This is a genomic window from Terasakiispira papahanaumokuakeensis (assembly GCF_001709345.1).
In the GTDB taxonomy this organism is placed as follows: Bacteria; Pseudomonadota; Gammaproteobacteria; order Pseudomonadales; family Halomonadaceae; genus Terasakiispira; species Terasakiispira papahanaumokuakeensis.
In genome coordinates this window covers 535,821-557,983 of the sequence record NZ_MDTQ01000001.1, presented here as the reverse complement: position 1 = coordinate 557,983, position 22,163 = coordinate 535,821, and the positions used below count along the sequence as shown (strand labels likewise).

Sequence of the window (22,163 nt, the reverse complement as noted above, 5' to 3'; positions counted from 1 at the left end):
ATCCAGCTGGGGGTGTAGCTTGGTTTTCATCATCCCCTTCGCTCTTATCTCCATCAGCATCATCACTAGGGTCTGTGCTGGGGCTCAAGGGAGTATCCGCGCAACCAGTATCAATGCTGTCCCCGGCATCGTCTAACCATGGAGGGTCAAATGATGTACCAGCACCCGCACCAGCGCTTGAGGTAGATGTACCCATTTATTGTTCCCTCGCATTCGTGATCGCTCTCTTCACGGGAGCGGGTGTCTCTCCATCCTTCACCCACTTTTCCAAAACCTCCTTCGCCCAAGCACACTCAGTTAGCGCAGATACAAGGCCTGGCGCGAGATGAGCGACAGGAGCTTGGCTGATTAATGCCGCTGCCCGTGATCCCACACTGGAATGAATTCGACAAACCTCGATCAGCATAAGAACTTCTTCATGCTTCTGCCAGGATCGACTATATCTCTTGGCTTCCCATGCACGTGCCATGGCGAGCCCAGACTGGACTTCTCCAGCTTGTTGGATTTGCTGCCTCAACGCTTCATTCGATGTTCGAGCGGAAATTAGCGAATCACGCAATGCCTTTCCGGCTTTATCAAGGTCATCTGCACCGAAGTCTCTAATGGTACTGTCACGACTAAGATGCAGTATCGGCCGCAAGTCCATGTCACCCAAAAGCGGCTCAAGCGTGAGCCACTCACGAGTAAAAGCCTTGTCCCCAAAAAGTTTAGGAAGTTCACTTTCTGGATCTTTTGCAGCTTCCTCCGCTTCACGAAGAATTTCGACCTTCCCTTCGTTCGTTGCAGATACCTTCTCGGCAATGGCATTAGCAATTGTTTCATCACATCGCTCTAGCAGGTGCCATTTAGATAAAACCTGAATATCCACGTCGATATTTTGAGGTCTAGCAAGCACCTTTCTAAGAAAAACCGTATTGAGGAAGCGTTTAACCAACCTCGGATTAGCTTGAACTGAACTAGCACTAAATAACAGGGGGGCCAGCCTCTCTGCCAACCCCATAAGTCCAACCAGATCTGTGTTTTCCTTTGGAACTAAGCTTTCCAAGAATGTCAAATCTACAGACTTCCCAGTCCAAGTCTCTCTTAACCTCGCTTCGACTTTTTCTTTCGCAATATCAAAACTCTCAGAGTCCAGTTGATCATTTCGATAGGCACGCTCAAGGAATAGTAATGCCGTATAGGCTTTGGTCTCATTAGGCCCCAGCCTCGGCACACGTAAAGGCACTTGAATCAATTTATCGAAGTAGCTAGTTACAATGTCATCATCAAGACCAGTACCTGCAAAGTGCACACGTACGGCACCTCGAATGAAAACATCGTCCGCTGCGATAACAAAGGCACTTCTTCGCAGAAATAGCAGCAGTCGAATCGCTTCTAGAGTGGAAATCGCTGTTTTTGGCAGGCATCTATCAAGGTCGTCGACAAAGACGACCAAAGTGATATCTAGCTCTTCAAGGAGATTCTCTAGCGCATCCCTAAAGGATTGGATTTCCTTGGGCAACGATGTGGGCTCAGCTTCGTTTAAAAGGCCTTTCGTGGCACCAGGTATCTCTCTCGCAGCCGAAACACCATCTTGAACAGACTGGCTTCTCCATGCCTCAGATCCTGTGTCCACCACTTTGCCAATTAAACCAACCGGAACACCAGTGAGAATCGTTGCAGCCACTTCTCCGCCAAGCTGAGCCAAGCGTAGGAGATTAATTCGTTTAACGAGCGAATTCGCCTTGTCCAACAACTTTTCGTCTTGCTCTGCCTGCTTGAGAACAGCATCTCCTACAGTTTGCAGAAGCGCTGTGCGGGCATCTTCAAATCCTTGATAGAGCCAAGGATTGAATGTAATAACTATATACTTCTGGCCATTCAATTTACTAGATTTGCTGTCGGCTGCTTGGTCAGATGCTAGTTCGGATGCAACCATGCGAACGAGAGAGGACTTCCCCATCCCCCAACCACCAGATATGCCGACGGAGATGGGCTCTTCCCCTGTCTCTCGAATTAGCTCAGCGCAGGCTTTAGCTACAAGCCTGAAGTTGACATAGTCAACTGTTGTCTCGTTGTCATGCCACATGGTAGCTCCTAGTAATCAGATGCCCTACGTACTTTCATTCGTCACTATAAATATAATATTAAGGGAAATTGGGTATGAGTTCTTTTAGCTGCGCCTTTAATAATCAAAATTGGAAAACTCATTTATTTGTCTTCCATTTTGTCCAGACCTACCCACCAGCATCTTTAGAATCTGTAGCGAAACCTCGCGCTCCAGCAGCGGCATGCTGAGCTTCTCGTGGCCGCTGAGGGCATCAAGCACGGCGTCAATGACCTTATTCGGGAGGAGGCCGTGCATCATCTGGTCTTCGCTGTGGCGGCGCACCTGGGCCATTACCGCTTCGTCGCATTCGATACGGTCGGCGATGCCGTGGGCGTAGTGCAGCTTCTCGGGGTCGTGGGGCTTGCCAGAGCGGACATCGTTGACCGAAGTAAGGTCGTGTCCTTCCCGGCCACTTCCAGGAGAAGTAGTTCCTCTTCAAGCTTGGTGAGGCGATAGTGGGGCAATTCCAGCCAGCTGACGCACTCCCAGCCGCCGGCAGACACGACCTTGGTGACGTTCCACTGTTCCCTGCTGTTCGCCATGTCATCCCCTGCGTGTGGCGTAATTATGCGTAACAGCCTAGCGCTTAAAGGATATAAGGAGAAGTCGACTTAGTCCGTTAAACCGCCAGGGCACGCCGCACCATTGGTGAAGCTTGTGTGCCTGATCCGAGGTGACGCCGTGCGGTGCCAGCCCGGGGTCGTCACGACGTCACCATACGGAATCTTATGCAGCAAATGGTTTATTTTCACGGCGAAAAACGGCCTTAAGCTCCGGTTTTAGAGTAAAAAATAAACCACATTAGTTTAACTTCAATCACAGAGCAGCCATTTCAGGCCATTTTCCACGAAGAAGTTAAACTGGCAGCAGAACTTCCGTCGCGGTTCAAGTCAGAAGTGAACATTACGGCAACACTTCAATCCTGATAATGCGTGTATTTTTTAGCACTGCCTTTCACAAGGTCGGCCGGGTACTTGTCCGCATTTTTCTTCATTTTGGCCCAGCAGGCGGCTTCGATATCCACCTCCAGTTTGCCCGCCAGCCGAATCAGATACAGTTGAACATCGGCAATTTCATCACGCACGGCGGCCAGCTGCTGCTCGTCTAAATCCTTAGCCTGCGCTTCAGTCAACCATTGGAAACACTCCTGAAGTTCAGCCGCCTCGACCGTTAACGCCATGGCAAGGTTCTTGGGCGAATGGAATTGATCCCAGTCGCGCTCGGCGGCAAATTGATTCATGGCATCGTGAAGCGACTTGAATGGGTCAGACATAAAAGACTCACTTGGTGGTAGGAGTTAGGCTGATGAACACAGCCGCCATTGATCAAACACCAGACTAATGCGATTACCACTCATACTCTAGCGTCACGTGGTCTAAGGGTTCCAAGCTGATGAGTGTACCGCTATTGTCATTTTTGAGTAGGCAACATGATCCCAAAAGCAAAACTCGCACTTCGAACCACCCAACAGAGGGCGGATAAACTCACATAATTGCACCCTGCTTTCGGTTTTCATGGAAGCGCAGCTCTGCATATAGGAAAATTGGCCCAAGCAGCGTGGTATAAGGTCACGAGAACTTGGAGCAATGGGAACTTGCAGGGCTAAAAGTTATCCCATATGATAACAATCAAGGATGATGAATGTCGTGGATAATTGATTTCTATAGCGGTGTTGAGGATGTCATTACCGAGATGCCGCCGAGGATTCAGGCCAGAATGATTCGGCTTTTGGAATTAATGGAGGCTCATGGTGCGAACCTGGGACCCCCTCATACAATACCTATGGGAGATGGTCTTTTTGAGATCCGTGCTAAAGCTAAGGAAGGCATTGGTCGAGCATTTTTCTGCTACATGAAAGGTGAACGTATCTACGTTTTGCATGCCTTTGTGAAGAAGTCTCAGAAGACGCCCAAGAAGGATTTAGATCTTGCAAAAACACGAATGAAAGAGGTGGGCAATGAGTAAACTTCAACATTTAAAAGAGCGCGCATTTCAGAATCCAGAAGTACGCCATGAATATGATGCGTTAGCGGAAGAGTTTGAGTTCATCGACACCTTATTGAAAATGCGCACAGCAGCAGGACTCACGCAGGATGAGTTAGCTCGCCGCATGGGCACTCAAAAAAGCAACATCAGTCGATTAGAGAAAGGGGGAACCAACCCGAGCTGGGGAACGCTGAAAAGGTATGCCCATGCCTGTGGCTTTGAGCTTTCTATAGACTTTCACGGCGCTTAACAGAGCTGAGCTACAACGCTCTGTTTTGACTGTTAACAGCATGGACAGATTCTTGGGTACAACGATTCACTCCCATTACAACACGGACAGGAATTCGCCGATGACCTTCAGATCCTCAAGCTCGTCCTCGAGCACGATGTCCTTGTAGCCAAAGGCGTTGGTCTGGGGCTTGAGCACGATACGTTGATTCACGAACTCGCCGTATGCCTCGATCTTTTCGCTCTGGTATTGCTTGATCGTAAAGCTGCCGCCGTAATCCGGGTCTTCGATAGCATGATGTTGCACTAAAACAATTTTGCCTTGCCGTGTACCGCCCGGGTTAGCGCGGAATAAACACCAAGACCCGTTAGGAATACGTCGGTTCATGGATTCACCGACGACCTGGCTCACAAATAATCCTGGGCTGACTTTCATAAAATCGGGCAACTCCACCCAGTATTCAGCTTCAGCGACTTGCACTTCACTAAATTCACCCGCCGCAATGTTGAGGTCATAGACCGGAACGTGGCGCTCGAATGGCTCCGCTTCGTCACGCGTCACCATGGGGAGGTGCAATCCCTCCAGGATTGGGGCTTTCTCAGCGGTGTCGTGTCGCGCTGTCTCGGATGAAGCCCGAGCAAAAGCCGCGAAATAAGCTCGGGTTTCAGGGTCTGTGGCATAGACGTAGCAGCCTTTCTGACCTCGCGTCATCAGTGTACGATAGGTGTTCTTGATGATCTGGTCCGCCTGTGCCCGAGCATCCTCGGACCGTTCCTTGAGCATCTTCTTATAGCCATGCACGGAGCGATCCTGCCCTGCCCGCTTGGCCGCGTCTGTTACCACGCGACCGTCACGAATCACGAAGTCATCGCCGATGATGACGCCGACATAGTCAAACTCAAGCCCCTGACAGGTGTGGATGCAGCCAATCTGGTCGACAGAATCATCAGCAATCGCCCATAACATGCCATCGTCGTCGAGGTTCCATTGAGCCGCAAAGCCATATTCAGGTAACACGATATCCATGGCCTGCTTGTCCTTTTTACTCGCCCAAGGCCAGCAATAACCTGCCACCATGCGTGCCTTGTTGGCCTTTCTATTCTTCTCAAGAATCGCCCGGCGCAGAGCATTGGGATCATCGAATACTTGGAAATCGTAGTCGATGTCCTCCAGGTCAGTATTGGCCGTGGTGCGGATTTGAAGGGTATGATCGAGCCACGCTAAATAGCCATCAGAGCCGTTGCAGCGAAATTGCGATGCCAGCTCAAGTTCATGAATCTCAGCGCCACACTCAGTCGCACGCCGCCTAATCTCCTCGACTGTCCCCACATCCTTCAATGTCACACGCTGCGCCTCATCGATGAAAAAGATCGACAGCCGTGATGCGGTGATGATCTCCTTGATCTGGCTTTCCCCCAGATTCTGATACATACCAGACTTTTCGTTCAGGCGGTGCGCTTCATCGACGATCAGCGCATGGAAGGTATCTGGCTCAGTGCTCACGTAGCTCCCCGAGCCTTTGAACATATTATCGATATGCGTTTTCTTGTGCGTGCCGGTTAGCTTCTTCTTGAAAACTTCCCGAGGGGCTGAATTACGGGAGACGTACTGCGTCATCATCTCGCGCTTTGTCAGTTCTACCAGCAAGTTGATGGCCACCACTGATTTACCGGTGCCCGGCCCACCCTTGACGATGAGGCACTGCTTCCCCCCATTGGCTGCACGGTGAGCGAGATCGATGGCGGTTTCATAGACCAGTTTTTGCTCGTCGATCATCAAGAACTCGGCATTCCCCCTCATCATTGAGGCCAGCGCATCCGCCAGATTCTTACTCGGCTTGATCACCCCATGCTCGATCCGATACATGATGTCGTTGCTGTCGCCGAATTTGATGTGCTGGCTTAGAAACTCGGAGAGCTTCAAGGCATCTGGCGAGATGAATACAGGCGCTCGACGCGTGTGATACTCGTAGAAAGGATCATTGATGGCGTGCCCCTGCTTCATGTTGTGCAGGTAGGCACAGGGTACTAGGCGGATCGACTCAGTACGTACTGTCTCGTTATAGTCCTCGATCAGCGCCCCATAGGACCACGCCTGATACGACGGATGGTTGGTCTCGCGCACGCCGCCGCCCAGCTGAGTGCGCACGATGGCATCCTTCTTCGTCACCTCGACGGATTGCCACTGCTTCAGCTCCACAATGACGGCCGCATCGTCCCGCTGGTGGTTCTTGCCGGTCAGGATGAAGTCCACACGGCGATTCGTTAACGGAATATTGTATTCAATCGCCACGCCCGCTGAGGCTGGAATATTGTCATCAAGCAATGCACTCATCATGAAGCGCAACGAGTTCTCCCAAGAAAGCACCTCATTACGTGGAGAGTTGCGATTCAACCGGCGTGCTACCTCATTCTCAATGGCATCCGCAATAGCATTAGCACGGACATCATCAATAAATTGTTGTTTCGTGGCTTTATACACCAGCATGAGGTCATCATTCCTTAATCTAATCTGAAGGCAACGCCATACAAGGCAGCCCCATCATCAAGGATAGGATCATAACAGGCTAAGGGAAGAGGCAGTAGAACGAGGAAGCTATGAGAAAATGGTGGGCCCAGTAGGACTCGAACCTACGACCAAGGGATTATGAGTCCCCTGCTCTAACCAACTGAGCTATAGGCCCTGAAGCGCGCATTATAATAACGAAAGCTGGCGGTTGAAGCCAGTGCTAAGCGGTTGATTTTATCAAAAAAAGCCCAGGCATTGGCCTGGGCTTTTGGGGGTATGGCTTGATCACGCCTTGAGCTTACTCGTCCAAGAAGGAGCGTAGCGGCTCACAACGGCTCGGGTGACGCAGTTTACGCAGCGCTTTGGCTTCGATCTGGCGAATACGCTCACGGGTGACGTCGAACTGTTTGCCGACTTCTTCCAGTGTGTGATCGGTATTCATGTCGATACCAAAACGCATACGCAGGACTTTAGACTCACGTGCAGTCAGGCCGCCCAATACATCACGCGTGGCTTCAACCAAGCCTTCGCCAGTAGCCGAGTCAACCGGTGAAACCACGTTGCCATCTTCGATAAAGTCACCCAGATGGGAGTCTTCGTCGTCACCGATCGGGGTTTCCATGGAGATCGGTTCTTTAGCGATCTTCAGGACTTTGCGTACTTTGTCTTCCGGCATTTCCAGGCGTTCGCCCAGTTCTTCCGGTGTCGGCTCACGCCCCATTTCCTGCAGCATTTGACGCTGAACACGATTGATCTTGTTGATCGTTTCAATCATGTGGACCGGAATACGAATGGTCCGCGCTTGGTCTGCGATGGAACGGGTAATGGCCTGACGAATCCACCAAGTGGCGTAAGTTGAGAACTTATAACCACGGCGGTATTCGAACTTATCAACGGCTTTCATCAAGCCGATGTTGCCTTCCTGAATCAGATCCAGGAATTGCAGACCCCGATTGGTATATTTCTTAGCAATTGAAATCACCAGACGCAGGTTAGCCTCGACCATTTCTTTCTTGGCCCGACGGCTCTTGGCTTCGCCAATCGACAAGCGGCGGTTGATTTCTTTGATCTCTGCGACAGAGATGCCGACATCCTGTTCGTGACTGCGAATGCGCTTTTGGGCACGCAGAATTTCAGGTTTGTAAGCATCTAAACGCATGGCGACATCGTCACCAGCGGCAGTAAATTCTTCGATCCATGTCAGATCAGTTTCACGACCCGGGAAGCTCTTGATGAAGACTTTACGCGGCATTTTTGACTTACGAACAGCCAGCTTCATCACCAAACGTTCCTGAGCGCGGATATCATCAACGATATCGCGTACCAGGCTGACCAAACGGTCATAGTGTTTGGTGGACAGTTTGATCGGCGCAAACATTTCACCCAGTTGCTGCAAAGCTTCCTGAGTTTTAGCGTCGCCATAGCCACTGTTTTCGATCAGAGCACGTGCTTTGACCAATTGCTCACGCATGGCAGTAAAGCGAATCCGGGTTTCTTCCGGATCAGGCCCCCCTACGCTCGCTTCTTCATCGTCGTCTTCGCTTTCTTCATCATCATCTTCATCCTCGGCATCATCATCTTTAGCCTTAGTTTCGATGACGGGCAGTTCAGCAGGCACTTCAACCGGTGTGGCATCAACCGGATCGATAAAGCCTGCAAAGATGTCGGAAAGACGACCATTTTCAGCCGCGACGATATCGTCGTAGTGGGCCAAGACGCTATCGACAACGCCTGGCATATAAGCCAACGCTGCCATGACTTCACGAAGGCCTTCTTCGATTCGCTTCGCGATATCGATTTCACCTTCACGCGTCAGCAGTTCAACAGTCCCCATTTCACGCATGTACATGCGCACAGGGTCTGTCGTACGGCCCGCATCATTTTCAACCGCAGCCAGTGCAGCAGCGGCTTCTTCAGCGACTGACTCATCGGACGAATCGCCGTCGGTCATCAACAGCGTTTCCATATCCGGGGCTTCCTCGCTGACGGGAATCCCCATGTCATTGATCATCCGGATGATATCTTCAACCTGATCCGGATCGGAAATGTCTTCCGGTAAGTGATCGTTGACTTCGGCATAGGTCAGGTAGCCCTGCTCCTTGCCGCGAGCAATCAATTCCTTCAAACGAGATTGCTTTTGCGCGTTCCCGGACATAGAACCTCTATCTCTGCAGTGAAGAAATGTGGACGTGAGGGCGGCTTATCATGCAAACTCCAGGTATGGACTTGAGCCTGCCTGGTCAGGGCTGTTTCAATAGCCCGCGGCGTAAGTAGTGCTGCCGGCATTATGAATTATTGCGCCATATAAGAAGAACGCAGCATTATATAGGTAAAATGCTCACACGTCTATCTCAACGCATAGCCATCAGCGCGTCCGTGCTGCCTAACCTCACCCCTTTTACGATGCATTATGCACTAACAGGATGCTATTCAAGCAGTTAGCACTCATACAACGAATATTCAAACAGTCAGCTCATCAACTCCTTCATGTATGAAGTATTACCCCCATAGGTATGAACTCAATTATAAGGCGATCGACAGTGCTTGATGGGATCTCAAGATCAGCTTGCACGGCCAGCTATCCCTTCGGATCACTTGGCTTGTTTACCGCTGACTACACCAAGCTTAGCTTACTGCAAGCAAACTGCCACTGAGTTGTGATATATATCAGCGGTTATCTACATCAATCGTTAAATACATCAACTGCTGAATACATTCATTGCTGTCTTCAGTAGTGGCTGTATTCATCACCTCTATTCGTGATATGGCATCGATCCCTGCGATGTCAACCCCTCACCCGCAAAAACATCGTTATCAATACAGGAGCACCGGTGTCAACTGATGCCAGCAGAGGCATGCATCGCGATAAGTCGAGCTTCGCCACTGACCGCTGATCAAGGGTCAACAAAGCGGCCAATCTTGCGCTTACGCTCATGCCATTGTCGCTCCAGTTGCCAAAGTCGTTGCCGATCATCATTGTCCAACTCGCCACTGCGAAGCTTATGACGCAACGCTTTGCGCTCTTGATCCAACTGTTGTAGCGCTTGATGCTCAAGCAACGCTTGGAGTTCCAATCGGGCATCCGCAAATGGGATCGGCACCAATCGACGCCTTAATGTCAGTAGCTGCTCGCCTTCCTGAGTACCGTGCCAGTGAGCCATAAGCACTTGTGGCGAAGGTCGTTCCAGTGTGCGAAGAAATATCAGCACTTTGTTGAGCAATACCCCCCAAGCGCTATTAAATGAAAGCGACTCAGGTACATCATGGGCCAACCCCGGATGATGAACTAATAAAGCCAGCATACGCCCTTCCTGATCGGCAGAGGCTTTTTGGGGAGGCTCCGATGAAGCGGCAGAATAAGCTTGAGGCGCAACTTGCGCTGTACCGGCCCCAGCCGCTTCAGCAGGCACATTCACCATGTGCTGACGCTGCTGTAACCGATTCGTTAAATCCGCAACATCCAGCCCGGTCAACTGACTCAAACGGGTGAGCACCATCCGGAGCAGAATACCTTCCGGTAGGCGCTGTAAATAGGGAATCGATTTTTCGGCCAGCTGCACTCGATCATCCATCAGGTTTAAATCAAGCCCCTGACGCAGATGGCGAAACAAAAACTCAGCCAAAGGCAGTGCTTGTGTCACGCGTTGACTAAAGAGCGCTCGCCCTTCCCGTCGTACCAGTGAGTCAGGATCTTCACCTTCAGGCAAAAACAGAAAACGGGCTTGCCGACCTTCCTTCATCATGGGTAAGACCGCCTGCAGTGCACGCTCTGCAGCTTGCGCCCCAGCGCGGTCACCGTCAAAACAGAAGACCACTTCACCCACTAAACGGAATATCCGCTGTAGATGCTGTTCGCTCAGCGAGGTCCCCAATGTCGCCACCGCCCAATGAATACCATTTTGGGCCAGAGCAACCACATCCATATAGCCTTCAACAACCAGCAATCGATCCAGGCTACCCGGTTGTTGACGCGCCTCATACAAGCCATATAGTTCCTGACCTTTATGGAAGACAGGCGTTTCCGGCGAGTTCAAATACTTTGGCTTGCTGTCATCCAACACGCGCCCACCAAAAGCGATCACTTCACCTTTGGGGTTACGAATGGGAAACATGACCCGGTGACGAAAACGATCATAGGTTCGTCCAGAGTCTTCATGCCGCACCAGCATGCCGTATTCTACTTGCTGAGCTTCAGAGACTCCGGCTTTCGCCAAATGCTGCTTCATATCATCCCAGGCTTGAGGCGCAAACCCGAGCCCAAAACGTTCGATAATCTCGCTGGAAAGACCCCGCTGGCTCAGGTAATCCCGTGCCATTTGCCCTTGAGGCTGTTGTAGAGCATCACGGTAGTGGTCAGCAGCGCGCTGCAAACAGGCCTGAGCACTCAACTGCTGCTGGCGTTGTGCCTTACGGCGCGCATCTTCTTGTGGTGAGACGTCCTGCTCACGCTCCACTTCAATACCAATGTGGCTGGCCAGTGTTTCAACCGCTTCGACAAAATCCAAGTGATCGTGCGCCATCAAGAACCCAATGGCATCACCGTTCGCGCCACAGCCAAAGCAGTGATAGAACTGCTTATCGGGGCTGACCGTAAAAGAGGGGGATTTTTCGTTATGAAAGGGACAAAGCCCGGAGTAATTTCGACCCGCTTTTTTCAGCCGAACCCGACTGCCAATCAGCTCGACGAGATCAGTACGCGAGACCAAATCTTCAATAAAACGCTTAGGAATGCGACCCGCCATGACACGCCCCGGGACTTAGAAACGAATAAAGAAAAGAGTTTAGAGCATCCAGCAGACGCTACAAAAGCCGCTGAAACATCAAGTATATCGATAAAATAATGCAGGAATGGAGATCAATCGTTACAAGAGCTAGAGACACCAGGAGCGGGCCGAGGCCCGCTCCTGATATTGCCTTACGTCAAGACAGCTTCAGTGCATAACACCGAATCGATATCTGACTAAGCATAATTTGTCAGCCTCTTGGGCCGACAAACAGTCGCTTAGTACAGACGCTCGAACCGGCGCTGTTCGCGCTGCAGCTTTTTGAGGTGACGTTTAACGGCGGCTGCTTTCTTGCGTTTACGCTCGGCAGTCGGCTTTTCATAGTGCTCACGACGACGCACTTCGGCCAGAACACCGGCTTTTTCGCAGGAACGCTTGAAGCGACGCAGGGCGACGTCAAACGGCTCGTTGTCTTTGACTTTAACTGAAGGCATTCGGAATCACCGTCCTTAAAAACGATAATAGGTTTTCGATCGGATGGCTGCCGAAGCAACGACAGCACGAGAAACCGTCATGCTGAGATTGGCCGATACAGGTGATACACCTCTCAGGCCCAATCACAGACCTAAACGGACGCATGATTTTACACACCCACCACCCATCGTGCAAACAACATCCGATGTTACCCCCGCCCATTAGTGCCTCAACAGATCAAAAATTGGGCCTCATCGCTCAAAAAATCACGCCACATCGAGACCTGCGCCCAGCTCACTTTTGTTTTATACTTCACCCCCCTTTTTGAGCGAGTTGTCGACTCACCCCATCAAGCGCGGTGCTTGACGATACTGTCTGAGTACGACACTGGCCCGGTTGAGTCTTCATGACTCAACACCTTTAAACTCAATTTTTTAGTGTGGGCTTCCATGCGAGTTCTGGGAATCGAAACCTCCTGCGATGAAACCGGTGTTGCACTTTACGATACCGCTCAAGGGCTATTAGCCGACGCGCTATTCAGTCAGATTGATTTGCATGCGACTTATGGCGGCGTCGTGCCTGAGCTGGCATCACGTGACCATATCCGCAAACTGATCCCCTTGATTCGTGAAGTCATGGCCAAGGCGAATCTGACGCTATCGGATCTCGATGGCATCGCCTATACCGCAGGCCCCGGTCTGATTGGCGCACTCTTGGTGGGCGCGACACTGGGTCGGAGTTTGGCCAGTGGTTTGAACATCCCGTCGCTGGCCGTTCATCATATGGAAGGGCATTTATTAGCCCCCATGTTAGAAACACCCGCACCAGATTTTCCCTTTATTGCGCTCTTGGTCTCTGGCGGGCATACCCAACTGGTTCAAGTCGAAGGCGTCGGTCAATACACTTTGCTGGGCGAGTCCGTCGATGATGCCGCTGGCGAAGCTTTCGATAAGGCCGCCAAGATGATGCAGCTGGGGTATCCAGGCGGCCCTAAATTGGCCGCACTGGCCACGCAAGGCACCCAAGGACGCTTCCGTTTTCCCCGCCCAATGACCGACCGCCCAGGTTTAGACTTCAGCTTCAGCGGGCTCAAAACCCACACACTCACCACACTGAAGCAGCTGGAAACAGAGGGTCGACTGGATGAACAGGCTCGGGCCGATGTGGCTTTTGCCTTTCAGGATGCCGTGGTCGACACCCTGGTCATTAAGTGTAAACGTGCATTAAAGCAAACAGGCTTAAAGCGGCTCGTGATTGCAGGGGGCGTCAGCGCGAATGTACAGCTGAGAGAACGTTTAGCTGAAGTGATGAGTGGCCTTCAAGGTGAAGTCTTTTATCCCCGCCCTGCTTACTGTACCGACAACGGCGCCATGATCGCGCACATTGGTGCACTCAGAATGGCAGCAGGCGAGCATGATTCGAACGAACTCAGTGCCCTTCGCCCACGCTGGCCACTCTGGGAACTCCACCCCCCAGCCGCCAACGCCTGATCGAGCCCGACGGCTGACAGTGAATAGCAGGCCCCAGTGTTTTTAAGTCAGTGTTTTAAGCGGTCGTTTTCACTGAATCCGTCTTGAGTCAAACCGTTTGCATAAAAAGCTTTGAATAAAGCCATCCACGAAAGAGCCCCTGATGGACACAATTCTCATTGAAGGTCTGAGTACCCAAGCCAGTATTGGTGTATTTGATTGGGAAAAGCAGATCCAACAACGCTTAGAGCTTGACCTGGCCCTAGAAACCGACTTGGCCAAGCCCGCTCGCAGCGAACAACTCAGCGACACCTTGGACTATGCCCGCATCAGCCAAGACGTCTTGGGGCTGATTCATCAACGTCATTACGACTTGATTGAAACACTGGCAGAGACCATTACCGAAGCGCTCTTACAGCAACATCCGTTGATTCATCGAATCACGTTGACACTACGTAAGCCGGATGCCGTACCGCAGGCTCGCAGCGTTGGCTTACGTATTAGCCGCCAACGGAGCGTCTAATGCCATTGGTCACTCTGAGTTTGGGTAGCAACATTGATCGCGACCATCACTTGCACGTCGCCTTGACTGCATTGGCCGATGAGTTTGCGCCACTGACACTGTCACAAGTCTATGAAACAAAACCGGTCGGCCTGACCGCCGATCCTTTTTATAATTTGGTGGTGGCATTTAACACCGCCCGCTTAGTCGGTGAAGTACAGCAAACCTGCAAGCAGATTGAGCAGCATTATGCCCGAAGGCCGACGCGCCCCCCTCAGGGCTATACCCGAGCACTGGATTTGGATTTGCTGACTTATGGTGACTTATGCGGTGTCCATGAAGGTATTCTGTTGCCTAGGGCCGAAGTGCTGAAGCATGACTTCGTGCTGAGACCATTGGCTGAATTATTTCCTCATCAGCGCATGCCCGGACGCCAAGAATCCTATGCCGAACTCTGGCAAACACATGCCCACCCAGATCAATGGATGACCCCGGTGAACTTTCATTGGCCCCAGTCAGCAGAAACTGAGGCCCTATCTCACCGCTGATTGAATCACTTGTGCAATCGCTTCTTGTCGGGCCTCCGCCAGGGCCCGACCGACTTCAGGCCCTTTTAGCCCCGCCTCAACAAAGGCTTTCGCACTTAATCCTTTCGCCGCCTCATAAGCCTGTTGAAGCAGTCCTGGCGAATCACTCAATAAAGACCAAAACAAATCCGCCCGTTCAGGTCGGCGCCAGGCATCCAAGCGCTCAAACAAAGCCAGCACCTCTCCGGCGTGATGTGCCTTAAGCCCAGGATGATCCCAGGCACGTGCGGCCAGCGCGGCCAGTTCCCGATAGCGGTTCGGTGTTTTCAACCGCTGCTCAGTGGCCTCCAGCAACGAGACCTCTGCTCCGACCCACAGCTGGGCCCAACGCTGCTCCACTTGAGCACCCGAGGCGGCACAATCGTTCAACGCAACAAGCGCATTGGGTGACTGGTGTAAAAAATCAGCCAACTCTGGCCATAAAACTGACAAAGCCTCAGCGTCAGCTAACACCTGGAAAAAGACCGCAGGACAAGGGGTATGTAAGCTTTTCTCCAGCTCCAGCCAGCAGCGCTCGGGCGTCAAATGAGCAAGCTCACCACTGGCAGCAATCGACTGCATCATCGTGAGGGTCTCGGGGGCAACACGAAACCCTTGAGGGGCAAAACGAGCCGCAAAACGGGCCACTCGCAACACCCGCAATGGATCTTCAACAAAGGCGGGAGACACATGTCGCAACCAGCGACCATTTAGATCCGCCTGCCCGTGAAAAGGATCAACCAGCGCCCCCGTTTCATCCTGCGCCATGGCATTAATGGTCAGGTCACGTCGCACTAAATCGTCTTCAAGGGTGACCTCCGGACTGGCATAGAAGGTAAAACCCTGGTACCCCTTACCACTTTTACGCTCTGTGCGCGCCAAAGCATATTCTTCATGCGTTTTCGGGTGTAAAAAAACAGGAAAATCTTGCCCGACAGGGACAAACCCCTGCGCTTTCATCTCCTCGGGGGTACTCCCCACCACCACCCAATCACGATCCGTTACCGGCAACCCCAACAAATGATCACGGACCGCCCCCCCCACTAAATACGCTTTCATCACATCAACACCCATCACATCATCAGTGGATCAGCCTATGGTTGACCTCAAATATCCTAAATACGTACGCAAGGCGATTTATATCACCAATACAATGGAGACGATACAATCGCACTGGCAGGTCTTTAAGTCATGTTTTCGGCGTCGTAACGGTATTCCCAAGTACTGAGGTGATGCTGTGGGTGTCGACATCCGATGAAGTGGCGTCTTACGGCGCGATCAGGTTGCTGGCTGGATCAGCCGGCGACTAAGTGGGTCTCTAAGCACTGGGGGGACACAGAAATATGAACACCCTCTTCGAGGGTCGTATCGACGGCTACGTGGATCTCTAAGCACCGGGTGACACAGAAATATGAACAGCCTCCCCAGGGCCGCTTCAGTAATTTGCTTGATCAAAGGGGTTAGCAGACCGTCTTTGCCATCCCGTTCAAAGCACATGTATATCGTCAATCGTAATGACAAAATCTCCTTTCTCATCTTTATGAACATCTACAGATAATGTCAAATCACTAACTTCATCGTCGTACCACAAATCAAACTCTATCTTTCGCGCTTCGGTGTTGTTGTCATATATATCGTAAACATATGCGGTGTCATATGCGGTGTCCGGAGGTATTGTAATTACCCCAGGATAGTCGTTTATGGCATCTTCCATTTCACTGGCAGACAATCGTCCATTTTCTCCTCTATTGACAATTTCTGCGTATCTTGAACCAACGATCAATAAAACCAGGTTCTTTAAAAGTAATTTAATTTCGCTATTCATAAACTATCTTCTGTTTCCGACAGGGCGAGTAAGAGAGTCAGGAGATACACCGAGCTCTCCCATAAAATAATCGTCTGCTCGTTGTATGTGTGAACGTGCTTCGATTTGGGACAGCCCAGCCTTGCGCATTGCTTTGTATCCAATGCGCCTTTCAGCAGCATAAGTACCGCCACCACTCTGACGTTGTACTTGCGTAGCGATATAGTGTTCAGAGCCTTTAGTTGTTGATGGCCCTTGCAATTGAACTGCTGGAGCATCCATGCGGTTATAACCTGGGAGGTTTTTGACTGCTGCGTTTTGAATTATGTGGTGAGAGTCTCTTGCTCCAGCATTATTTAGCTGTCGATGCGTTCCTGATGCTCTGTTTGTAACATCCCCCCCACAACATTGCTTACTCAACCCTAGCGGGTCAACCCATCCTGTCGGGTTGGGGGCGTATTGGTAGAGGTTGTCGCCGCCCATGAGGCCGATGGGATCTTGGGTGGTGAATCTGCCAATACGAGGATCGTAATACCTAAACCGGTTGTAGTGAAGGCCGGTTTCGCGGTCGTGGTATTGCCCCTGAAATCTAAAGGGGTTGTGGATGTTGGGGTTTTCGCCTTGGCCGTTGTGGGCTTGGGCGAGTTGTCCCCAGGCGCGGTATTGGCCGCTCCAGACGATGTGACCTTGGGTGTCGGTGATGTCTTGTGGGGTGCCGAGGTGGTCGGTCTGGAAGTAGTAAAGTGTGGCCGTTTGCACTTGATAGCAGCGCAGGGGTTGCCGGTCGGTGCCAGTCGCCGCGAGGGCGGTGTGGTCGAAGCCTGCGGTCAGTTGGGCCAGGGGGATGAAGCTGTCTGGCTCGTAAAGATAGGTCGCGGTATGGGTCGGCACCAAGGCGCTGGCGTCGAGGGTGTGGACCTGTTGGGCGATCGGTCGGGGAAATTTACGCCTCGGGTTTTCAGGAATAAGGCCCGGTGGGCGGCTGCGGACGGGTGAGTGAATGTCGCCTTCGAAACGGGTTTCGCTTTGTAGCAGGTCGCCGTCCCAGGTGAAAACCGTCAGTTCGGGGGTTTGCCCGTCGATCTCGACTTGTTTCCAGACGCGGCGGCCGAGGGCGTCGTAGCCGTATTCGGCTTTGGTTCGGGGTGTGGCGGTGTCGCCTGCAGCCGGGGCTTGGGCGTATTGGCAGGCTTCGACCAGCCGGTGTTCGGCGTCGTAGCGGTATTCCCAGGTGCTGCCGCCGACGGTGATGCTGCGGGTCAGGTTGCCGTGGGCATCATAGTGGTAGCGGGTGTCGGCGAAGCGTTTGAGCAGGTTGCCCATCACGGTCGGGCCGTTGCGGCTTTTGTCTTGAGCCGAGGTGCCGGTGATTGAAAGATCAGCCCGCCATTCGGTGGCCCGGGTGTGGGTATCCGATGCGGCGGTGTCCTGTGGGTCGATCAGGTTGCTGGCGGGGTCAAAGTCAAAGCGTTCGGTTTGTCCCGGCGCGAGGGCTTCGCGTAGGCGGCCCAGCGGGTCGTACTGGTATTGGGTTGGCCCGCGCTGTTGATCTTGCACTTGGCTGAGTAGGCCGTTGACGGTGTATTGGTACTGACGTTTGATGGTCGGCCGTCGACTTAGCGTTTGACGTTGCCCAGATCGATTGTGATGGGTCTGAGGTCCGGTTTGAAACACTTCTTGAGCCAGCAAGCGCCCGACTGGGTCATAGCGCAGTTGCGTCTGTTGGCCTTGTTGATGGCGGGTCACGGCGCGGTGGAGGTCATCCCGCTCGAAGCTGATCAGGGCATCGCCATCCAACGCCATGCCGTGGACATGACCCGAGCCATAACGTAGCCAGGCGATTTCGCGGCCGTCTGGCAGGGTCGTGGTCTCGCGGTTGCCGAGGGCATCATGGGTATGGCGGGTGACGCTGGCCCAGTGGGCGCCATTGGGCAGTTGTAACCGCTGGGTTTCAGCGATCAGGTTGTCCTGGGCGTCATAGTCAAATCGGGTGTCGCTGCCGGGGGCGCGGGCGGCGACCAACCGGCCCAGGACGTCATAGGCGTAGTGGGTAATCTGCTCGGGCATGCCGGGGCGAGCGCTGCGCCGGGCGATCGGTTGACCCAGGGGGTCTCGCTCGAAGCGAACGACACGATCACCTTGTTGGACTTCACTGACCCACCCGGCTTCATCGCAGCCCTTCACACAATCGCCTGCCAGCAGGCTCCCACAGTAAGTTCAGAGGTTCATCGAAGGGTTGTGGGAGCTTGCTGGCAAGCGAAGAAATGCTGGCTTATGCCCCTTTATCTTCAGCAATCGAGGTGCTTGTGCCCGCCTCATTGTCGAAGTTCAGGCCCGCGTTGGCGGTTTTGAGCAGGGTTTTGTTCTCATCCTGATCGAGCCCGCCGTCCAAGTGCTGAACGGCTGCAATCAACCAGCATTCCAACTCGCTAAAGAAACCCACTACCTGACCGCACAGCGCGCCTTGTTCAGGGTCGCCACCGCGCTCAACCTCGCACATATCGAGCACGATGCTCTGAAGACGGCCTTCGTTGAAATCTGTGCGGTGTTTTTTGAGATGTTTAAGGTAGATTCGTGCCAGAGATTCGCCGGTTTTACAGCCGCCGGAATAGCCACCAGTTTTAGGCACGGCCCAGAACGACAGCCAACGCTTGCCCGGTGCTTTATCGATAAATGGCAGCTGATGAAGGGGGTAGGACTTTCGATGGTGAAACCTGAGCGGGCTTACGGCAGGCTTGCGGACACCATAAGCCTGAGTTGAGGGGGCTGTCGTCATGATAGATTCCCTTCTACTTGAATGAAGGTTCGCCACCACTTCGACCAAAAAGATGGAGGCGAACTGCGCAGGGTTGGTCGACCGGCGTAGAAGGAAACCGGCACACCCGAAGGCGTCCCCGCGCAGCTCGCCATAACAGGCATAAAAAAAGCGCTGTTAAGCGCATGCTGCGCCTTCTACAAATCGAGCGACCAAACCCGAGCCACTGATTTTGCAGCGGCTCGCGAATAATGTCTTAGGGTAGGTATCGAGTCAAGAGGAGGCTGTGTTGACGACTACGCGCATCTCTAATCACCGGATGACACAGAAATATGAAGACCCTCGATATGAGCGGCACAGGGCTTTGAATAGCATCTACTCGAGATTATGATGTTTTATTTTCTATAGTCGGAAAATTTATTCTATCATCTGAATATGGTTTAAGTTTTTCTTGTATTCTCTCCAGTCTTGTTTTTTCTTCCTCCGAGGCGGGCTCTTCAGGGCTAAAATAATGTAAATCATTTAGGATCGATAGAGAGCAAATCTTTGCGGCACTATTTAGATCTTGAACTTGATGTAGTTTGGATAGTACATCAATAACTTTCTCTGAAGACGTTTTGTATATGCCAGAATGGTTGTTTGCGATTAAGCTTATAATTCTGTCTCCAAGGCTCTGCGCATGGCTTGGTGTTGTCATATTACATATTGAAGTTAATGTCTCCTGTATATCAAGCGCAGATTCATGATTATGTTCTTCCTGATCCCAATCAATTAACTCTATTTCTTTTATGACATCTTCTTTAGTGAAATTTTTACTCATCCCACGCTCCCCCTGAATCATATTTAACATTATCCGGGAATTGGCTTCTTGAATATTTCGACTGGCATCGAGTGCATACTGGTATATCTGTGTACTCTAAATCCCCAGTCGCACGGTTCCTGCGCCATCCCTTTGCACCAGTCATTTGGGCATCTGGCCCGAGTTGACGAGCAATATCATCCTCAGCGCATCCCCTTGGGTTGCTTGAGCATCCAGCTACAACTTGACCATCTTTATATCCTCCAGCATAAGTTGCATGCTTTCTTTTTCTTTGTTGCGCTATTGTATCTCTCGCAGACTCTGCTTCTTGCTGTCCCCCACAACACTTTTTACTCAACCCCAGGGGGTCGATCCAGCCCGTTGGGTTGGGGGCGTATTGGTAGAGGTTGTCGCCGCCCATGAGGCCGATGGGGTCTTGGGTGGTGAATCTGCCAATACGAGGATCGTAATACCTAAAGCGGTTGTAGTGAAGGCCGGTTTCGCTGTCGTGGTATTGCCCTTGAAATCTAAAGGGGTTGTGGATGTGGGCTTTTTCGCCTTGGCCGTTGTGGGCTTGGGCGAGTTGGCCCCAGGCGCGGTATTGGCCGCTCCAGACGATGTGGCCCTCGGTGTCGGTGATGTCTTGTGGGGTGCCGAGGTGGTCGGTCTGGAAGTAGTAGAGTGTGGCCGTTTGCGTTTGATAGCAACGCAGGGGTTGCCGGTCGGTGCCAGTCGCCGCGAGGGCGGTGTGGTCGAAGCCTGCGGTCAGTTGGGCCAGGGGGATGAAGCTGTCTGGCTCGTAAAGATAGGTCGCGGTATGCGTCGGCACCAAGGCGCTGGCGTCGAGGGTGTGGACCTGTTGGGCGACTGGCCGGGGAAATTTCCGCCTCGGGTTTTCGGGAATGAGGCCCGGTGGACGGCTGCGGACGGGTGAGTGAATGTCGCCTTCGAAGTGGGTTTCGCTTTGTAGCAGATCGCCATCCCAGGTGAAAACGGTCAGTTCGGGGGCTTGACCATCAATTTCGACTTGTTTCCAGACGCGGCGGCCGAGGGCGTCGTAGCCATATTGAGCTTGGGTGTGTGGTGTGGCGGTGTCGCCTGCGGCCGGAGCTTGATTGTATTGGCAGGCTTCGACCAGCCGGTGTTCGGCGTCGTAGCGGTATTCCCAGGTGCTGCCGCCGACGGTGATGCTGCGGGTGAGGTTGCCGTGGGTATCATAGTGGTAACGGGTGTCGGCGAAGCGTTTGAGCAGGTTGCCCATCACCGTGGGGCCACTTTTTGTGCCCCCTTGTTGAGGTGATTGGCCGGTGATGGACAGATCCGCGCGCCATTCGGTGGCGCGGGTGTGCGAATCCGCTGCGGTGGCGTCCTGCGGGTCGATCAGGTTGCTGGCCGGGTCAAAGTCAAAGCGTTCAGTTTGGCCGGGGGCGAGGGCTTCGCGTAGGCGGCCTAGCGGGTCGTACTGGTATTGAGTTTGTCCGCGTTGCTGATCTTGCACCTGGCTGAGTAAGCCGTTGACGGTGTATTGGTACTGACGTTTGATCGTTGGCCGTCGGCGCCCCGGTTGATGCTGTGATGACGGCTTAGCTTGAAATCCCTCTGATTGAAAAACCTCTTGAGCCAGCAGGCGCCCGACTGGGTCATAGCGCAGTTGGGTGTGTTGGCCTTGTTGATGGCGGGTGACGGCGCGGTGAAGGTCGTCCCGCTCGAAGCTGATCAGGGCATCGCCATCCAACGCCATGCCGTGGACATGACCCGAGCCATAACGGAGCCAGGCGATTTCGCGGCCGTCTGGCAGGGTCGTGGTCTCGCGGTTGCCGAGGGCATCATGGGTATGGCGGGTGACGCTGGCCCAGTGGGCGCCATTGGGCAGTTGTAACCGCTGGGTTTCCGCGATCAGGTTATCCTGGGCGTCATAATCAAAGCGGGTGTCGCTGCCGGGGGCACGGGCGGCGACCAACCGGCCCAGCACATCATAGGCGTAGTGGGTAATCTGCTCGGGCATGCCGGGGCGAGCGCTGCGCCGGGTGATCGGCTGGCCTAGCGGGTCACGCTCGAAGCGGACTAAACGATCACCTTGTTGGACTTCACTGACCCACCCAGCTTCATCGTGAACATAGCGGGTGGTGCGGCCATCAAAGCCGGATTCTTCGATCAGCTGCCCAGCGCCATCATAGTGGAATTGCCATTGATCGCCGTTTTGGTTGATCAGCCCGACCAAGCGGTTGAGGCGGTCGTAACGATACTGGAAACGATGG

Annotated in this window: 18 protein-coding genes, 1 tRNA gene and 1 pseudogene; 5 read left to right on the top strand and 15 right to left on the bottom strand. The window is 52.8% G+C overall.

Annotated features, from left to right (window positions below):
* Positions 1 to 196: 196 nt before the first annotated feature.
* The 3 genes from BFW38_RS02475 to BFW38_RS02460 all read right to left on the bottom strand — a co-directional run bounded on the left by BFW38_RS02475 (position 197) and on the right by BFW38_RS02460 (position 3,362).
* Positions 197 to 2,068: a KAP family P-loop NTPase fold protein gene (locus BFW38_RS02475; protein WP_068996965.1), complete on the bottom strand. Its 1,872-nt coding sequence runs from the start codon at positions 2,066 to 2,068 to the stop codon at positions 197 to 199.
* A gap of 96 nt (positions 2,069 to 2,164) precedes the next feature.
* Positions 2,165 to 2,380: a hypothetical protein gene (locus tag BFW38_RS02470; protein ID WP_068996964.1), complete on the bottom strand. Its 216-nt coding sequence runs from the start codon at positions 2,378 to 2,380 to the stop codon at positions 2,165 to 2,167.
* A gap of 625 nt (positions 2,381 to 3,005) precedes the next feature.
* Complete coding sequence (locus tag BFW38_RS02460; protein WP_068996962.1) at positions 3,006 to 3,362, bottom strand: nucleotide pyrophosphohydrolase; 357 nt, start codon at positions 3,360 to 3,362, stop codon at positions 3,006 to 3,008.
* Positions 3,363 to 3,730: 368 nt separating this feature from the next.
* Here BFW38_RS02460 and BFW38_RS02455 point away from each other — a divergent pair, with 368 nt between their 5' ends.
* Both BFW38_RS02455 and BFW38_RS02450 read left to right on the top strand, forming a co-directional pair.
* Entirely contained in the window at positions 3,731 to 4,054 is a 324-nt protein-coding gene (locus tag BFW38_RS02455) for a type II toxin-antitoxin system RelE/ParE family toxin (protein ID WP_068996961.1), read from the top strand.
* The gene (locus BFW38_RS02450; protein WP_068996960.1) at positions 4,047 to 4,325 is read left to right on the top strand and encodes a helix-turn-helix domain-containing protein; all 279 of its coding nucleotides are present in this window, start codon (positions 4,047 to 4,049) and stop codon (positions 4,323 to 4,325) included. Before BFW38_RS02455 ends, BFW38_RS02450 begins: the two co-directional genes overlap by 8 nt.
* Before the next feature lie 75 nt (positions 4,326 to 4,400).
* Here BFW38_RS02450 and BFW38_RS02445 read toward each other — a convergent pair whose 3' ends face one another.
* From BFW38_RS02445 to rpsU, 5 genes are all read right to left on the bottom strand, one after another.
* The gene (locus tag BFW38_RS02445; protein WP_068996959.1) at positions 4,401 to 6,791 is read right to left on the bottom strand and encodes a DNA/RNA helicase domain-containing protein; all 2,391 of its coding nucleotides are present in this window, start codon (positions 6,789 to 6,791) and stop codon (positions 4,401 to 4,403) included.
* 119 nt (positions 6,792 to 6,910) lie between these two features.
* Positions 6,911 to 6,987: transfer RNA gene (locus tag BFW38_RS02440), tRNA-Ile, on the bottom strand.
* Between the two features lie 123 nt (positions 6,988 to 7,110).
* Positions 7,111 to 8,967: an RNA polymerase sigma factor RpoD gene (gene rpoD / locus BFW38_RS02435; RefSeq protein WP_068996958.1), complete on the bottom strand. Its 1,857-nt coding sequence runs from the start codon at positions 8,965 to 8,967 to the stop codon at positions 7,111 to 7,113.
* Positions 8,968 to 9,706: 739 nt separating this feature from the next.
* On the bottom strand, positions 9,707 to 11,554 hold the full coding sequence (gene dnaG / locus BFW38_RS02430) for a DNA primase (RefSeq protein ID WP_068996957.1): 1,848 nt from the start codon (positions 11,552 to 11,554) through the stop codon (positions 9,707 to 9,709).
* Positions 11,555 to 11,814: 260 nt separating this feature from the next.
* Positions 11,815 to 12,030: a 30S ribosomal protein S21 gene (gene rpsU / locus BFW38_RS02425; RefSeq protein WP_068996956.1), complete on the bottom strand. Its 216-nt coding sequence runs from the start codon at positions 12,028 to 12,030 to the stop codon at positions 11,815 to 11,817.
* Between the two features lie 429 nt (positions 12,031 to 12,459).
* On the opposite strand from rpsU, the gene tsaD reads away from it, so the two are divergent.
* The 3 genes from tsaD (at position 12,460) to folK (ending at position 14,529) form a co-directional block, all read left to right on the top strand.
* Positions 12,460 to 13,500: a tRNA (adenosine(37)-N6)-threonylcarbamoyltransferase complex transferase subunit TsaD gene (tsaD, locus tag BFW38_RS02420; protein WP_068996955.1), complete on the top strand. Its 1,041-nt coding sequence runs from the start codon at positions 12,460 to 12,462 to the stop codon at positions 13,498 to 13,500.
* A gap of 142 nt (positions 13,501 to 13,642) precedes the next feature.
* Complete coding sequence (gene folB / locus BFW38_RS02415; protein WP_068996954.1) at positions 13,643 to 14,002, top strand: dihydroneopterin aldolase; 360 nt, start codon at positions 13,643 to 13,645, stop codon at positions 14,000 to 14,002.
* A complete protein-coding gene (folK, locus tag BFW38_RS02410) occupies positions 14,002 to 14,529 on the top strand; it encodes a 2-amino-4-hydroxy-6-hydroxymethyldihydropteridine diphosphokinase (RefSeq protein WP_068996953.1) in 528 nt (175 codons plus the stop codon). Before folB ends, folK begins: the two co-directional genes overlap by 1 nt.
* Here folK and BFW38_RS02405 read toward each other — a convergent pair.
* From BFW38_RS02405 to BFW38_RS18550, 7 genes and pseudogenes are all read right to left on the bottom strand, one after another.
* Positions 14,515 to 15,606, bottom strand: a complete 1,092-nt coding sequence (locus tag BFW38_RS02405) for a tRNA nucleotidyltransferase/poly(A) polymerase-related protein (protein ID WP_069000151.1) — start codon at positions 15,604 to 15,606, stop codon at positions 14,515 to 14,517. The genes folK and BFW38_RS02405 overlap by 15 nt on opposite strands.
* 427 nt (positions 15,607 to 16,033) lie before the next feature.
* Positions 16,034 to 16,372 carry a DUF7668 domain-containing protein gene (locus tag BFW38_RS02400; protein WP_068996952.1) on the bottom strand — a complete coding sequence of 113 codons (339 nt, stop codon included), beginning with the start codon at positions 16,370 to 16,372 and terminating at the stop codon, positions 16,034 to 16,036.
* Between the two features lie 3 nt (positions 16,373 to 16,375).
* The gene (locus BFW38_RS02395) at positions 16,376 to 18,535 is read right to left on the bottom strand and encodes an RHS repeat-associated core domain-containing protein (RefSeq protein WP_068996951.1); all 2,160 of its coding nucleotides are present in this window, start codon (positions 18,533 to 18,535) and stop codon (positions 16,376 to 16,378) included.
* Between the two features lie 88 nt (positions 18,536 to 18,623).
* On the bottom strand, positions 18,624 to 19,127 hold the full coding sequence (locus tag BFW38_RS02390) for a hypothetical protein (RefSeq protein ID WP_068996950.1): 504 nt from the start codon (positions 19,125 to 19,127) through the stop codon (positions 18,624 to 18,626).
* A 364-nt stretch (positions 19,128 to 19,491) separates the two neighbouring features.
* The gene (locus BFW38_RS02385; protein ID WP_068996949.1) at positions 19,492 to 19,926 is read right to left on the bottom strand and encodes a hypothetical protein; all 435 of its coding nucleotides are present in this window, start codon (positions 19,924 to 19,926) and stop codon (positions 19,492 to 19,494) included.
* Positions 19,919 to 21,166, bottom strand: coding sequence for an RHS repeat-associated core domain-containing protein (locus BFW38_RS18555; protein WP_281180445.1), 1,248 nt, complete (start codon positions 21,164 to 21,166; stop codon positions 19,919 to 19,921). Before BFW38_RS18555 ends, BFW38_RS02385 begins: the two co-directional genes overlap by 8 nt.
* 639 nt (positions 21,167 to 21,805) lie before the next feature.
* A pseudogene (locus BFW38_RS18550) lies at positions 21,806 to 22,159 on the bottom strand (hypothetical protein); the annotation flags it as partial.
* Between the last annotated feature and the right edge of the window lie 4 nt (positions 22,160 to 22,163).

Bases quoted from the DNA above. Each gene is read 5' to 3' on its own strand.
- BFW38_RS02475 (WP_068996965.1), bottom strand. From the start codon at position 2,068: ATGTGGCATGACAACGAGACAACAGTTGACTATGTCAACTTCAGGCTT.
- BFW38_RS02470 (WP_068996964.1), bottom strand. From the start codon at position 2,380: ATGGCCCAGGTGCGCCGCCACAGCGAAGACCAGATGATGCACGGCCTC.
- BFW38_RS02460 (WP_068996962.1), bottom strand. From the start codon at position 3,362: ATGTCTGACCCATTCAAGTCGCTTCACGATGCCATGAATCAATTTGCC.
- BFW38_RS02455 (WP_068996961.1), top strand. From the start codon at position 3,731: ATGTCGTGGATAATTGATTTCTATAGCGGTGTTGAGGATGTCATTACC.
- BFW38_RS02450 (WP_068996960.1), top strand. From the start codon at position 4,047: ATGAGTAAACTTCAACATTTAAAAGAGCGCGCATTTCAGAATCCAGAA.
- BFW38_RS02445 (WP_068996959.1), bottom strand. From the start codon at position 6,791: ATGCTGGTGTATAAAGCCACGAAACAACAATTTATTGATGATGTCCGT.
- rpoD (WP_068996958.1), bottom strand. From the start codon at position 8,967: ATGTCCGGGAACGCGCAAAAGCAATCTCGTTTGAAGGAATTGATTGCT.
- dnaG (WP_068996957.1), bottom strand. From the start codon at position 11,554: ATGGCGGGTCGCATTCCTAAGCGTTTTATTGAAGATTTGGTCTCGCGT.
- rpsU (WP_068996956.1), bottom strand. From the start codon at position 12,030: ATGCCTTCAGTTAAAGTCAAAGACAACGAGCCGTTTGACGTCGCCCTG.
- tsaD (WP_068996955.1), top strand. From the start codon at position 12,460: ATGCGAGTTCTGGGAATCGAAACCTCCTGCGATGAAACCGGTGTTGCA.
- folB (WP_068996954.1), top strand. From the start codon at position 13,643: ATGGACACAATTCTCATTGAAGGTCTGAGTACCCAAGCCAGTATTGGT.
- folK (WP_068996953.1), top strand. From the start codon at position 14,002: ATGCCATTGGTCACTCTGAGTTTGGGTAGCAACATTGATCGCGACCAT.
- BFW38_RS02405 (WP_069000151.1), bottom strand. From the start codon at position 15,606: ATGAAAGCGTATTTAGTGGGGGGGGCGGTCCGTGATCATTTGTTGGGG.
- BFW38_RS02400 (WP_068996952.1), bottom strand. From the start codon at position 16,372: ATGAATAGCGAAATTAAATTACTTTTAAAGAACCTGGTTTTATTGATC.
- BFW38_RS02390 (WP_068996950.1), bottom strand. From the start codon at position 19,127: ATGACGACAGCCCCCTCAACTCAGGCTTATGGTGTCCGCAAGCCTGCC.
- BFW38_RS02385 (WP_068996949.1), bottom strand. From the start codon at position 19,926: ATGAGTAAAAATTTCACTAAAGAAGATGTCATAAAAGAAATAGAGTTA.
- BFW38_RS18555 (WP_281180445.1), bottom strand. From the start codon at position 21,166: ATGGGCAACCTGCTCAAACGCTTCGCCGACACCCGTTACCACTATGAT.